At 64.2% G+C, this 13,494-nt stretch carries 10 protein-coding genes; 9 read left to right on the forward strand and 1 reads right to left on the reverse strand.

All coding sequences use genetic code 11. The features are described 5' to 3' along the window. The 6 genes from AC3QLZ_RS00430 (at position 1) to lpdA (ending at position 8,027) form a co-directional block, all read left to right on the forward strand. Complete coding sequence (locus AC3QLZ_RS00430) at positions 1 to 720, forward strand: succinate dehydrogenase iron-sulfur subunit (RefSeq protein ID WP_014237271.1); 720 nt, start codon at positions 1 to 3, stop codon at positions 718 to 720. After that, positions 720 to 962, forward strand: a complete 243-nt coding sequence (locus tag AC3QLZ_RS00435) for an FAD assembly factor SdhE (protein ID WP_014237272.1) — start codon at positions 720 to 722, stop codon at positions 960 to 962. Before AC3QLZ_RS00430 ends, AC3QLZ_RS00435 begins: the two co-directional genes overlap by 1 nt. An 80-nt stretch (positions 963 to 1,042) precedes the next feature. After that, complete coding sequence (gene gltA / locus AC3QLZ_RS00440) at positions 1,043 to 2,338, forward strand: citrate synthase (RefSeq protein WP_014237273.1); 1,296 nt, start codon at positions 1,043 to 1,045, stop codon at positions 2,336 to 2,338. A gap of 113 nt (positions 2,339 to 2,451) precedes the next feature. Further along, positions 2,452 to 5,274 carry a 2-oxoglutarate dehydrogenase E1 component gene (locus AC3QLZ_RS00445; RefSeq protein WP_014237274.1) on the forward strand — a complete coding sequence of 941 codons (2,823 nt, stop codon included), beginning with the start codon at positions 2,452 to 2,454 and terminating at the stop codon, positions 5,272 to 5,274. Positions 5,275 to 5,301: 27 nt separating this feature from the next. After that, complete coding sequence (gene odhB, locus AC3QLZ_RS00450; RefSeq protein WP_014237275.1) at positions 5,302 to 6,510, forward strand: 2-oxoglutarate dehydrogenase complex dihydrolipoyllysine-residue succinyltransferase; 1,209 nt, start codon at positions 5,302 to 5,304, stop codon at positions 6,508 to 6,510. Between the two features lie 92 nt (positions 6,511 to 6,602). Next, positions 6,603 to 8,027: a dihydrolipoyl dehydrogenase gene (lpdA, locus tag AC3QLZ_RS00455; RefSeq protein WP_014237276.1), complete on the forward strand. Its 1,425-nt coding sequence runs from the start codon at positions 6,603 to 6,605 to the stop codon at positions 8,025 to 8,027. A gap of 199 nt (positions 8,028 to 8,226) precedes the next feature. On the opposite strand, the gene AC3QLZ_RS00460 is transcribed toward lpdA, so the two are convergent. Beyond that, positions 8,227 to 8,547 (reverse strand): hypothetical protein, encoded by a 321-nt coding sequence (locus tag AC3QLZ_RS00460; protein WP_014237277.1) that lies wholly within the window; start codon positions 8,545 to 8,547, stop codon positions 8,227 to 8,229. Between the two features lie 271 nt (positions 8,548 to 8,818). Between AC3QLZ_RS00460 and zapE the strand changes: the two genes are divergently transcribed. The 3 genes from zapE (at position 8,819) to AC3QLZ_RS00475 (ending at position 13,492) form a co-directional block, all read left to right on the forward strand. Beyond that, positions 8,819 to 9,934, forward strand: a complete 1,116-nt coding sequence (gene zapE, locus AC3QLZ_RS00465; RefSeq protein ID WP_014237278.1) for a cell division protein ZapE — start codon at positions 8,819 to 8,821, stop codon at positions 9,932 to 9,934. A gap of 68 nt (positions 9,935 to 10,002) precedes the next feature. Continuing rightward, on the forward strand, positions 10,003 to 10,908 hold the full coding sequence (locus AC3QLZ_RS00470; RefSeq protein WP_014237279.1) for a secretin N-terminal domain-containing protein: 906 nt from the start codon (positions 10,003 to 10,005) through the stop codon (positions 10,906 to 10,908). A 58-nt stretch (positions 10,909 to 10,966) separates the two neighbouring features. Then, positions 10,967 to 13,492 (forward strand): Lon protease family protein, encoded by a 2,526-nt coding sequence (locus AC3QLZ_RS00475; RefSeq protein WP_014237280.1) that lies wholly within the window; start codon positions 10,967 to 10,969, stop codon positions 13,490 to 13,492. Positions 13,493 to 13,494 lie beyond the last annotated feature (2 nt).

Consider the following 13,494-nt stretch of genomic DNA (forward strand, 5'->3'; position numbering starts at 1 on the left):
ATGAGCGCCAATACCAAACGTACCGTTCAATTCAAGATCTATCGCTACGATCCGGATAAGGACAACGCACCTTACATGCAGGACATCACCGTCGAACTGGAACAGTCCGACAAGAAGCTGCTGGATGCCCTGGTGCGCCTGAAGGTCAAGGACGATTCCCTGGCTTTCCGCCGCTCCTGCCGCGAAGGCGTGTGCGGTTCCGACGCCATGAACGTCAATGGCAAGAACCGTCTGGCCTGCCTCACCGACGTGGACGAGCTGCCCCAGCCCATCGTGCTGCGGCCCCTGCCCGGTCTGCCCGTGGTGCGCGACCTGATCGTGGACATGACCCAGTTCTTCAAGCAGTACCACTCCATCAAGCCGTACCTGATCAACAACGATCCTCCTCCTGAGCGCGAGCGTCTGCAGTCTCCGGAAGAGCGTGAAGAGCTGAACGGCCTGTACGAGTGCATCCTCTGCGCCTGCTGCTCCACCTCCTGCCCGTCCTTCTGGTGGAACCCCGACAAGTTCGTCGGTCCGGCCGGCCTGCTGGCTGCTTACCGCTTCATCGCCGATACCCGCGACCAGGCCACCAATGAACGTCTGGACAACCTGGAAGACCCGTATCGCCTGTTCCGTTGCCACACCATCATGAATTGCGTTGATGTCTGTCCGAAGGGCCTGAACCCCACCAAGGCCATCGGCAAGATCAAGGAAATGATGGTTCGGCGTGCTGTTTAATGGATCGTGCTGAATACGAGCGCCTTCGCTGGCGCTGCATCCGCCGCGGCCTCCTGGAGCTGGACCTGACGCTGACCAAATTCCTCGACCAGGAATTCGACAAGCTGACGGAACCGGAGGTCGAAGCCTTCAAAAAGCTGGCGGAATTAGAAGATTGGGATTTCCTTGGCCTGATTGTTGGGGGCAAGGAACTTTCCGACCCGCATGAGGCTGCCGTACTGGCCAAATTGCGTAAGTGCTGAGTAAGGAAGGGGCGCCACCATGGCGCCTCGTCCTTCGCTAAAAAAGTAGTGATGACAACCACCACCACAGGGGCTGCAAAATGAGCGAACGCAAGGCTACTCTCAATATCGAAGGCCAAGGGCCGGTCGATTTCCCGATCATGTCTCCCACCCACGGCAACGACTGTATCGACATTCGTACCCTGGGCGGCAAAACCGGTCTCTTCACCTACGATTCCGGCTTCCTGTCCACTGCCAGCTGCAAATCCAAGATTACCTTCATCGATGGCGACAAGGGCGAGCTGCTGTACCGCGGCTATCCCATCGAGCAACTGGCCGAAAACTGCAACTTCCTGGAAGTCGCCTACCTGCTGAAGAACGGCGAACTGCCGAACGCTTCCCAGAAGACCGCTTTCGAAGACACCATCAAGAACCACACCATGGTGCACGAACAGCTGGCCAAGTTCTTCAGCGGCTTCCGCCGCGACGCCCACCCCATGGCCGTGATGGTCGGTGTGGTCGGTGCCCTGTCCGCCTTCTACCATGAAGCCATGGACTTCTCCGATGCCGAGCATCGCAGCATCAGCTTCAACCGCATCATCGCCAAGATGCCCACCATCGTTGCCATGGCCTACAAGTACACGACCGGTCAGCCGTTCATGTACCCGCGCAACGACCTGGACTACACCGCCAACTTCATGCACATGATGTTCGGCACCCCCTGCGAGACCTACAAGCCGAACCCCGTGCTGGTCCGTGCCCTGGACATCATCTTCACCCTGCACGCCGACCACGAGCAGAACGCCTCCACCTCCACCGTGCGTCTGGCCGGCTCCTCCGGTGCCAACCCCTTCGCCTGCATCTCCGCCGGTATCGCCTGCCTGTGGGGCCCTGCCCACGGCGGCGCCAATGAAGCCTGCCTGCAGATGCTGGAAGAGATCGGCGACGTCTCCCGCGTCGGCGAATACATCGCCCGCGCCAAGGACAAGAACGACTCCTTCAAGCTGATGGGCTTCGGTCACCGCGTCTACAAGAATTTCGACCCCCGCGCCAAGCTGATGCGCCAGGTGTGCAACGACGTTCTGAAGGAACTGGGCCTGGAAAACGATCGCCTGTTCAAGCTGGCCATGGAACTGGAAAAGATCGCCCTGGAAGATCCCTACTTCGTCGAGAAGAAGCTCTACCCGAACGTGGACTTCTACTCCGGCATCGTGCAGAAGGCCCTCGGCATCCCCACCTCCATGTTCACCTGCATCTTCGCCCTGGCTCGTACCGTGGGCTGGATGACCCAGTGGGAAGAGATGATCACCGATCCGGAATACAAGATCGGTCGTCCGCGTCAGCTGTACATCGGCGCCGCCAAGCGCGACGTCGCGCCGCTGGCCAGCCGTAAGTAAGACGAGAAAAGGGGCGGCGTGGCCGCCCTTTTTTTCAATGGTCGGCGGAAAATTCGCCGATTGCAGTGAGAGACAGACGTTCCAACAATAAAACCACACCACAGGTGATTGCCATGATGATGCAAAACTTCGGCACCTCCTACCTCTTCGGCGGCAATGCCCCGTTCGTGGAGGAGCTGTACGAGAACTACCTCGACAATCCCGCGTCCGTTCCCGACGAATGGCGCGAATACTTCGACAAGCTGGCCCAGCAGCCGGGTGCCGCTGCCCGCGATGTTCCCCACTTCCCCGTGATCGCCGCCTTTGCCGAACAGGGCAAGCGGGGTCCGGTGCGTACCGTGGTGGCCGCCGGTGACGACAAGAAGCAGGTTGCCGTCCTGCAGCTGATCAATGCCTACCGCTTCCTGGGCAACCGCTGGGCCAATCTGGACCCGCTCAAGCGCCAGGAACGCCCCGAAATCCAGGAACTGGAGCCGTCCTTCTACGGCTTCACGCCCGCCGACCTGAACGAGCCCTTCAATACCGGCTCCTTCCAGTTCGGCGCCGATCGCGCTCCCCTGGGCCAGATCATTGAGGCGCTGAAGGAAACCTACTGCGGTTCCATCGGCGTCGAATACATGTACATGAGCGACATTGCCCAGAAGCGCTGGCTGCAGGAACGCCTGGAACCCAGCCGCGGCAATGGCAACTACACGCCCGAGCGCAAGAAGCGCCTGCTCGACCGCCTCACCGTGGCCGAGACCCTGGAACGCTACCTGCACACCCGCTACGTGGGTCAGAAGCGCTTCTCCCTGGAAGGCGGCGAGTCCCTCATCGTCGCCATGGACGAAGTGATCCGCACCGGTGCCGCCACCGGCGTCCAGGAAATCGTCATCGGCATGGCCCACCGCGGCCGCCTCAACGTGCTGGTGAACACCCTGGGCAAGGCGCCCAAGATGCTGTTCGACGAGTTCGAAGGCAAGAAGGCCCAGGACCTGTCCTCCGGCGACGTGAAGTACCACATGGGCTTCTCCTCCGATGTGTCCACCGACCACGGTCCGGTGCACCTGACCCTGGCCTTCAACCCCTCCCACCTGGAAATCGTGAACCCGGTGGTGGAAGGCTCCGTCTATGCCCGCCAGCGTCGTCGCGGCGGTGACGATGCGGCCAAGGCCCAGATCCTGCCCGTCCTGATCCACGGCGATGCCGCCGTTGCCGGCCAGGGCGTGAACCAGGAAATGCTGAACTTCTCCCAGACCCGCGGCTACGGCACCGGCGGTACGGTGCACGTCGTGGTGAACAACCAGATCGGCTTCACCACCTCCGATCCCCGGGACTACCGTTCCTCCCTGTACTGCTCCGACATCTTCAAGATGGTCGAAGCCCCGATCTTCCACGTCAATGGCGACGATCCGGAAGCCGTGGCCCTGGTCACCCAGCTGGCCCTGGAATTCCGTCAGACCTTCAAGAAGGACGTGGTCATCGACATCATCTGTTTCCGCAAGCTCGGCCACAACGAGCAGGACGAGCCGATGGTCACCCAGCCCCTGATGTACAAGAAGATCCAGGCCCACCCCGGCACCCGCAAGCTGTACGCGGACAAGCTGGTGGCCCAGGGCGTGCTCTCTGCCGACGGTCCCGACCAGATCATCAAGGACTTCCGCGCCGCCCTGGACCAGGGCAAGCTGCTGTCCGACCCCGTGCTGTCCAACTACAAGCGCCAGCACGCCAACGACTGGGCGCCCTACACCAACAAGAAGTACACCGAGCTCGGCAACACCAAGGTGCCGAAGAAGGAACTGCAGCGTCTGGCCAAGCGCCTGACCGCCATTCCCGAAAACTTCACCATGCACTCCCGCGTCAAGAAGATCATCGAAGACCGGGCCCAGATGGGTGAGGGCAAGCTGCCGGTGGACTGGGGCATGGCCGAGAACCTAGCCTACGCCACCCTGCTGGCCCAGGGCTACGGCGTGCGTATCTCCGGCGAGGACGTGGGTCGCGGCACCTTCTTCCACCGCCACGGCGTGCTGCACGACCAGAACCGGGAAAAGTGGGACGCCGGTTCCTACATCCCGCTGGCCAACCTGCAGGAAGACCAGGGCAATTTCCAGAGCTTCGACTCCGTGCTGTCCGAAGAGGCCGTGCTGGCCTTCGAATACGGCTACGCCACCGCCGAGCCCAATGAGCTGGTGGTGTGGGAAGGCCAGTTCGGCGACTTCGCCAACGGCGCCCAGGTGGTGATCGACCAGTTCCTCTGCTCCGGCGAGGCCAAGTGGGGTCGTGCCTGCGGTCTGACCCTGCTGCTGCCCCACGGCTACGAAGGCCAGGGTCCGGAGCACTCCTCCGCCCGCCTGGAACGCTACATGCAGCTCTCTGCCGAGTTCAACTGGGAAGTCTGCTACCCCTCCAACGCCGCCCAGATCTTCCACCTGCTGCGTCGCCAGATGGTGCGCAAGCAGCGCAAGCCCCTGGTGGTGATGACGCCCAAGTCCCTGCTGCGTAACCCCAGCGCTTCCTGCTCCCTGGACGAGCTGGCCAACGGCACCTTCCAGACCATCATCGGCGAAACCGAGAAGCTGGAAGCGAAGAAGGTCACCCGTGTCATCGCCTGCGCCGGCAAGGTCTATTACGACCTGGTGGCCGCCCGCAAGGAACGCAAGCTGGAGAACATCGCCATCCTGCGCGTCGAGCAGCTGTATCCGTTCGACGACAAGCGCTTCGATGAGGAACTGTCCAAGTTCCCCAACGCCAAGGAACTGGTGTGGTGCCAGGAAGAGCCCCTGAACCAGGGTGCCTGGTACGCCAAGGCTCACCGCCTGCAAGTCGCCCTGAAGAAGGGTCAGACCCTGCACGTGGTGGCCCGTCCTGCTGCTGCTGCGCCGGCCGTGGGTTACCTGGCCAAGCACGTGGAGCAACAAAAAGCCCTGCTGGAAGAAGCACTGGGCAAACTGAACTAAAACCGAGAGACAAAGGAAACGTAGATCATGATTATCGACGTCAAAGTCCCGCAACTGTCCGAATCCGTTGCCGAAGCCACCCTGGTGTCCTGGCACAAGAAGGCAGGCGAAGCTGTCAGCCGCGATGAGAACCTCATCGATATCGAAACCGACAAGGTGGTCCTGGAACTGCCCGCTCCCGATGCCGGCGTGATCGTCAAGATCATCAAGGGCGACGGCGACACCGTGGTTTCCGGCGAAGTCATCGCCCAGATCGACACCGAGGCCAAGGCCGCCGCCGGCGCCGCTCCGGCTGCCGCCGCTGCTCCCGCCGCTGCCGCGCCGGCCCCGGTGGCTGCTGCCGCTGCTCCGGCTGCTGCTGCCGGCACCGCCAGCCCCGCCGCCCGCAAGATCCTGGACGAGAAGGGCATCGCTGCCGCCGACGTCTCCGGCACCGGCCGTGGTGGCCGTGTCACCAAGGAAGACGCCGTGGGCGCCCAGGCCAAGGCCGCCGCGCCCGCCGTGGCTGCCCCTGCCGTGTCCATCCCCCTGGGTGACCGTCCCGAGCAGCGCGTTCCCATGACCCGCCTGCGCGCCCGCATTGCCGAGCGCCTGCTGCAGTCCAAGAACGAAAACGCCATCCTCACCACCTTCAACGAAGTGAACATGGCCCCGGTCATGGCCCTGCGCAAGCAGTACGGCGACAAGTTCGAGAAGGAACATGGCGTGCGTCTGGGCTTCATGGGCTTCTTCGTCAAGGCAGCCGTGGCTGCCCTGAAGAAGTACCCGATCCTGAACGCCTCCGTCGATGGCAACGACATCGTCTATCACGGCTACATCGACATCGGTATCGCCGTGGGCTCCCCCCGCGGGCTGGTGGTGCCCATCCTGCGTGATGCCGACCAGATGTCCATCGCCGACATCGAGAAGAAGATTGCCGAATACGGCCAGAAGGCCAAGGACGGCAAGATCTCCATCGAAGAACTGACCGGTGGCACCTTCTCCATCTCCAACGGCGGCGTGTTCGGCTCCATGCTCTCCACCCCCATCATCAACCCGCCCCAGTCCGCGATCCTCGGCATCCATGCCACCAAGGACCGCGCCGTGGTCGAGAACGGTCAAGTGGTGGTGCGCCCCATCAACTACCTGGCCATGTCCTACGACCACCGTATCATCGACGGCCGCGAAGCCGTGCTGGGTCTGGTGACCATGAAGGAAGCCCTGGAAGATCCCGCCCGCCTGCTGCTCGGCGTTTAATGCGCATTGACTGACTGATCCAAGGAACGCAGAGCCGCGGGGCCACCAGCCTTCGCCCTCTGCGTTCTTTTCATGAACGAAAGGTTCTGACCATGTCCAAACAATTCGACGTTCTCGTCATCGGCGGCGGCCCCGGCGGCTATGTGGCTGCCATCCGCGCCGCCCAGCTGGGCTTCTCCGTCGCCTGCTGCGAATCCAATCCCTACGCCGATCCCAAGGGCGAACCCCGCCTCGGCGGCACCTGCCTGAACGTGGGTTGCATTCCCTCCAAGGCCCTGCTGCACACCTCCCACCTGTTCGAGGAAGCCGGCCACGCCTTCGCCGCCCAGGGCATCCAGGTGAGCGCACCCAAGATCGACGTGCCCACCATGATCGGCCGCAAGACCGCCGTGGTGACCCAGCTTACCTCCGGCATCAAGGGCCTGTTCAAGAAGAACAAGGTCACCCAGCTCAATGGCCACGGTTCCTTCGTCGGTCAGGGCGGCGCCGGTTGGCAGGTCAAGGTCGGCGACGAAGTCGTCGAGGCCAAGCAGGTCATCGTCGCCACCGGCTCCAAGGCCCGTCATCTGCCCGGCATCGCCGTGGACCAGAAGATCGTGCTGGATAACGAAGGCGCCCTGGAACAACAGTCCGTGCCCAAGAAGCTGGCCATCATCGGCGCCGGCGTCATCGGCCTGGAAATGGGTTCCGTGTGGCGTCGTCTGGGTTCCGAAGTGACCATCCTGGAAGCCTCTCCCGACTTCCTCGCCGCCGCCGACCAGGACGTGGCCAAGGAAGCCCTCAAGCTGTTCACCAAGCAGGGCCTCAACATCCAGATGGGCGTCAAGCTGGGCGAGACCAAGGTCAGCAAGAAGGGCGTTTCCATCGCCTACACCGACAAGGATGGCAAGGAACAGAAGCTGGATGCGGAGCGCCTGATCGTCTCCGTCGGCCGCGTGCCCAACACCGACGGCCTCAACGCCGAAAAGATCGGCCTCAAGCTCAACGAGCGCGGCCAGATCGAAGTGGACGGCCACTGCCGCACCAACCTGCCCGGCGTCTGGGCCGTGGGCGACGTGGTGTCCGGCCCCATGCTGGCCCACAAGGCCATGGAAGAGGCCGTCATGGTTGCCGAACTGATGGCCGGCCAGGCCGGTCACTGCAACTTCGACACCATCCCCTGGGTCATCTACACCAGCCCCGAGATCGCCTGGGTCGGCAAGACCGAACAGCAGCTCAAGGCTGACGGCGTGGCCTACAAGGCCGGCAAGATCCCCTTCCTGGCCAACGGCCGGGCCCTGGGCATGGGCGACCCCACCGGCTTCGTCAAGATGCTGGCCTGCGCCAAGACCGACCGCATCCTGGGCGTGCACATCATCGGCCCCAATGCCTCCGAACTGATCGCCGAAGCCGTGGTGACCATGGAGTTCGGCGGCGCCTCCGAAGACCTGGCCCGCATCTGCCACGCCCACCCGACCCTGTCGGAAGCAGTGCACGAAGCCGCCCTGGCCTGCGACAAGCGCCCGCTGCACTTCTAAGCGGAAAGCATCCGGGCTGCGACCCGGTGCAGACAAAAAAAGGCGAGGATTGCTCCTCGCCTTTTTCTTTTTGGTCTCCTTCCGCTCTCAAATGAAAGCAGCCAACAGCGGAAAGTGGATGGTCATATAGGTTTGAATTCAGCGGGCCAGCTCAGCTTGCTGCACGGGGCCGGAGGAAGGATTGGCTCGACTTTCAGTCTCATGGTTGTGAGAAGGTGGATACCACCAGTTGCTGGGGGGGCTTGTCGAAGCTCGTGGTCACCGCAGTACGTACCTTGCTGACAAGCTCGCCTATGGGGAGATTTGCGACGCCATCCACCGGAAACTGCACGTTGATATGAGCGAGCGTTCCATTCTGGATTTCCCAGGCAATCTGAGGCTTAACACCGATCTCCTTTTCAAGTGCCGATGCGATGGCATCTGACTTTTTCTGTGTTTCCATGACGTCCGAAGCCATCCCGCATCCAAACAGGAGCGCTGCTACTGCTGAAACAATACATAAGTGGATTTTGAGCTTCATCTGGTGCTCCGTTGTATCGAATGTAGTGGTGAGGGGCGCCGCGTGAGGCGGATTGGTGGGAGGCCTTCCAAGCACTCGCATAGTGTGCCAATGGCATTATATGACTGCTTTCAGGTGGCTTGAATTCTGGTCGTTCGCTGACCAACTTAAGCCAAGGCTGGGCCGTGCCCGGCCGATGTTTTAAAATAGACGCCTTTCCGCGCCGATCCTTTCAGGCTGCCAGGCGCCACAACAACATCGCACCCCCCGAGGTGCTCCCGACGGATTCCCCATGCCCCACCGTACCCTCAACGTTCCCGAGCGCGGCATGCTCGATGCCTATGAGGCCCTGCTGGCCTCCCGCGGATTCACTGCCGATGCGGCCCAGAAGGCGGCGGCCGAGCGGCTGCAGAAGCTCTATTACGAGCTGGTGGCCTTCAAGGCGGCGCGGCGCAACAAGCTCTACAAGATGTTCAATTCCCGCCTGGAAGTGCCCCGGGGCGTCTATTTCTGGGGCGGGGTGGGGCGGGGCAAGAGCTTCCTCATGGACTGCTTCTACGACTCCGTGCCCTACAAGCGCAAGAAGCGCATCCACTTCCACGGCTTCATGCAGCAGGTGCACAAGGACCTGGAAAGCCTCAAGGGCGAGACCGATCCCCTGGCCATCCTGGCCGGGCGCATTGCTGCCGAGACCCGGGTACTGTGCTTCGACGAGTTCCACGTCTCCGACATCGCCGACGCCATGATCCTGGGCCGCCTGCTGGAGAAGCTCTTTGCCAAGGGGGTGGTGCTGGTGATGACCTCCAACTACCCGCCGGAGAACCTCTACCCCAACGGCCTGCAGCGGCAGAACTTCCTGCCCACCATCGCCTTGCTCAAGCAGCAGCTGGACGTGGTGCAGGTGGAGGCGGGCATCGACTACCGCCTGCGTACCCTGGAGCAGGTGGAGATTTACCACTATCCGGCCGACGACGCGGCGGAGGCCAAGATGGCCGACTACTTCCGGGAGCTGGCCGGCGGGGAAGGGCAGGCCGGCGGCAGCATCGAGGTGCTGGGCCGGGAGATTCCCGTGCTGCGCCGCTCCGCCGGGGTGGTGTGGTTCGACTTCCAGGCCCTGTGCGACGGCCCCCGTTCCCAGAACGATTACCTGGAGTTGGCCCGGGCCTACCACACGGTGCTGGTCTCCCGTCTGCCCCGCATGAATTCCACCCAGCGCGACATGGCCCGGCGCTTCACCTGGCTGGTGGATATCTTCTACGACGCCAAGGTCAAATTCATTGCCACCGCCGAGTGCGAGCCGGAAGGGCTGTACACCGAGGGCACCCACGCCGGCGAGTTTTTCCGCACCGTCAGCCGCCTGGTGGAAATGCGTTCCCGGGACTACCTGGCCTTGCCCCATCTGGCTTGAGTTTTCGGGAGGGCGGGGCGACACTGGTGCCGCCCCTTTCCTGCCGTGCCGATCATTGGAGGTCTGCCGTGAAGCGTCTGCTGCTGGTTCCGTTGCTCGCCCTGGGCCTGTTCCTGGGGATGTTTTCCATGGCCTGGGCCCAGCAGGAAGTGGAGATCGTGCCCCTCAAGAGCCGCACCGTGGACCAGGTGCTGCCGGTACTGCAGCCCCTGGTGGAGCCGGGCGGCGCGGTGTCGGGCATGAACAACCAGCTCATCATCAAGGGCAGCCGGCGCAACCGGGAGCAGCTGAAGCAGGTGCTGGCCTCCATCGACACGCCGCCGCGCATGCTGCGCATCCGGGTCACACAGAACCGGGACCTGGACAGCCGGGGCCGGGACGTGGGCGTCTCCGGCAACGTGGGCCTGGGCGGCAATGTGCGCATCATCCAGTCCCCCGGGGCCGCCGGCACCCTCAACGGCAGCGGCAGCCTCGGCCGTAGCGGCGGCGGCAGCGTGCAGATCCAGCGGGGCGGCTCCAGCGTGACCACGGAGATCGTGGACACCCGCAGCACCCGCAGCAGTTCCGCCGGGCAGATGGTGCAGGTGATGGAAGGGGGGCGGGCCTTCATCCAGATGGGCCAGTCCGTGCCGGTGCCCCTGCGCCAGGCCGTGCTCGGTCCCAATGGCGTGGTGGTGACCGAGAGCACGGTGTACCGGGACCTGGGCCAGGGCTTCTATGCCGAGCCCCATCTGGCGGGGGATCGGGTGACCCTGGAAATCAGCCCCCAGAACGACACCCCGGGCAGCTACGGCCCCGGCAGCGCCAATATCCAGCGCCTCAGCACCTCCGTCTCCGGCCGCCTGGGCGAGTGGATCGCCCTCGGCGGCCTGGGCCAGGAATCGAGCGGACGCGACCGGGCCAACAGCACCCTGTCCACCCAGGACGTGCGCGACAACCGGACCGTCTGGCTGCTGGTGGAAGAGATCAAGTAGTCCCGGCTTTCCTTTTTTTCCGCAGCCCCGGCGGCGGAACACAACAACCAAGAAGAACATGACCGATTTTCGCCAACATCCCTGCCGCCTGCCTCCGGAGCGCCTGTTCACGCCCTGTTCCGAGAGCCTGCTGGAATTCGCCACCACCGCCGAACTGGACGATCTGGCCGAGGAATTCGCCCACCCCCGGGCGGTGGAGGCCTTGAGCTTCGGTCTCGACATTCCCCGCCACGGCTACAACCTGTTCGTCCTCGGCGAGCCGGGCAGCGGCCGCCACGCCCTGGTGCACCGGGTGCTGGACACCCAGTTCCGCCATCGCGGCAACGGCGATGCCGCCTGGGACTGGTGCTATGTGCACAACTTCCAGGAGCCGACCCGGCCGCGCCTGCTGAGGCTGCCCGCTGGCCGCGGCAGCAAGCTGCGGGAGGACATGCAGAACTTCGTCTCGGGCCTGGCCCCGGCCCTCACCGCCGCCTTCGAGAGCGACGACTACCGGCGCCGCCTCAATGCCCTGGAAAGCGAGGCCAAGAAGCGGGAGGACACGGCCCTGCGTACTCTTGGCCGGGAGGCCATGAGCAAGGGCGTGGCCCTGCTGTCCACCGAGGAAGGCTTCACTTTCGTTCCCGCCAAGAGCGAGGACGAGACCATGAGCGAGGAGGAGTACGACGCCCTGCCCAAGGAGCGCCAGGAGGAGCTGGACGCCATCATCGAATCCTACGAGCCGCGCCTGCAGGACCTGGTCAGCCAGTTCCCCCGCTGGCAGCGGGAGCTGCAGGCCAAGGTCAAGGACATCTCCCGGGAGGCCCTGCGCCTGGCTGTGGGCCACGAGATCGAAGAACTCAAGCCCGCCTATGCCGACCTCGCGGAAGTGAGCGCCTTCCTCGACGCGGTGCTGCACGACGTGGTGGAAACCGGCGACAACCTGCGGGAATCCCAGAAGGGCGAGGGGGAGATGGAAACCCTGCTCTTCTCCGGCAGCATTTCCCTGCAGCGCTACCTGGTCAATCTGCTGGTGGACAACAGCGGCACCAGCGGCCGGCCGGTGGTGTGCGAGAGTCTGCCCACCTTCCAGAACTTGCTGGGCCGGGTGGAACACACCGCCCACATGGGCATGTGGGTTTCCAACTTCACCCTGATCCGGGCCGGCGCCCTGCACCGGGCCAACGGCGGCGCCCTGGTGCTGGATGCGGGCAAGCTGCTGACCCAGCCCTACGCCTGGGAAGGACTCAAGCGGGCCCTGCAGGCCGAGCGCCTGCGCCTGGAATCGCCGGAGGACCTCTTCGGCCTGCAGAGCACCCAGCAGCTCGAGCCGGAGCCCATGCCCCTGGACGTGAAGGTGGTGCTGGTGGGCGATCGCAACACCTACTACCTGCTCTCGGAAATGGACCCGGAATTCGGCGCCCTGTTCAAGGTGGCGGCGGACCTGGAAAACGACGTGGTGCGGGGCCCGGAGAATGCGCTGCTCTACGCCCGCCTGCTGGCCACCCTGGCCCGCCGCGATCAGCTGCGGGCTCTGACCCGGGCCGCCACGGCCTGGACCATCGAACGGGCGGCCCGCCTGGCCGAGGATTCGCGCAAGCTCACTACCCGTACCCGGGTGCTGGCCGACCTGCTGCGGGAGGCGGACTGGATGGCGGAGAAGGACGGCGCTCCCGACATCGACCGCCAGCATCTGGAGCGGGCCCTGGCGGCCCAGGTGCGGCGCGCCGACCGGGTACGGGAGCGGCAGCAGGAGGCCATCCTCAACGGCGAATTCATGATCGCCACCGAGGGCATGGAAATCGGGCAGATCAACGGCCTTGCCGCCATCGACATGGGCGAGCTGACCTTTGCCCACCCCATGCGGGTCACCGCCGCGGTGCGCATGGGCGACGGCGACGTCATGGACATCGAACGGGAAACGGAACTGGGCGGCCCCCTGCACAGCAAGGGCATGCTCATCCTCTCCGGCTTCCTCTCCAACCGCTTCGGCCGCCTGGTGCCCCTCTCGGTCAATGCCAGCCTGGTCTTCGAGCAGTCCTACGGCGAGGTGGACGGGGACAGCGCCTCCCTGGCCGAGCTGTGCGCCCTGCTGTCGGCCATCGGCATGCTGCCCCTGCACCAGTCCCTGGCCATGACCGGCTCCCTCAACCAGCTGGGCCAGGTCCAGCCCATCGGCGCCGTCAATGAAAAGATCGAAGGCTTCTTCGACATCTGCCAGGCCCGGGGCCTGACCGGCAAGCAGGGGGTGATCATTCCCGCTGCCAACGTTTCCCACCTGATGCTGCGGGCCGACGTGGTGGCGGCGGTGCGCCGCGGCGACTTCCACGTCTTCGCCGTGCGCCATGTGGATGAGGCCATGGCCCTGCTCACCGGCCTGCCGGCGGGCACTCCAGATGCCAAGGGCGAGGTGGCCCCGGACAGCGTCAGCGGCAAGGTGGCCACCCAGCTCATGGAACTGGCCCAGCAGCGCCACGGCCCGCCGGAAAAGCCCAAGGCGCCGCGCAGGAGCAAGGCCAAGGAAAGCCCGGCCAAGCCCAAGCCGGGCAAGGAGCCGGTGGAAGACGTGGCCGGCCACGGGGAGCGCGGGGCAGGGGAGGCCTGAGC

The sequence above is a fragment of the Azospira sp. MPR-LB4 genome (assembly GCF_058809525.1).

What these genes read in the sequence shown, in the direction of transcription:
- lpdA (WP_014237276.1), top strand. Translation starts at nt 6,603, where the DNA reads ATGTCCAAACAATTCGACGTTCTCGTCATCGGCGGCGGCCCCGGCGGC.
- odhB (WP_014237275.1), top strand. Translation starts at nt 5,302, where the DNA reads ATGATTATCGACGTCAAAGTCCCGCAACTGTCCGAATCCGTTGCCGAA.
- AC3QLZ_RS00435 (WP_014237272.1), top strand. Translation starts at nt 720, where the DNA reads ATGGATCGTGCTGAATACGAGCGCCTTCGCTGGCGCTGCATCCGCCGC.
- AC3QLZ_RS00445 (WP_014237274.1), top strand. Translation starts at nt 2,452, where the DNA reads ATGATGATGCAAAACTTCGGCACCTCCTACCTCTTCGGCGGCAATGCC.
- AC3QLZ_RS00475 (WP_014237280.1), top strand. Translation starts at nt 10,967, where the DNA reads ATGACCGATTTTCGCCAACATCCCTGCCGCCTGCCTCCGGAGCGCCTG.
- AC3QLZ_RS00430 (WP_014237271.1), top strand. Translation starts at nt 1, where the DNA reads ATGAGCGCCAATACCAAACGTACCGTTCAATTCAAGATCTATCGCTAC.
- gltA (WP_014237273.1), top strand. Translation starts at nt 1,043, where the DNA reads ATGAGCGAACGCAAGGCTACTCTCAATATCGAAGGCCAAGGGCCGGTC.
- zapE (WP_014237278.1), top strand. Translation starts at nt 8,819, where the DNA reads ATGCCCCACCGTACCCTCAACGTTCCCGAGCGCGGCATGCTCGATGCC.
- AC3QLZ_RS00460 (WP_014237277.1), bottom strand. Translation starts at nt 8,547, where the DNA reads ATGAAGCTCAAAATCCACTTATGTATTGTTTCAGCAGTAGCAGCGCTC.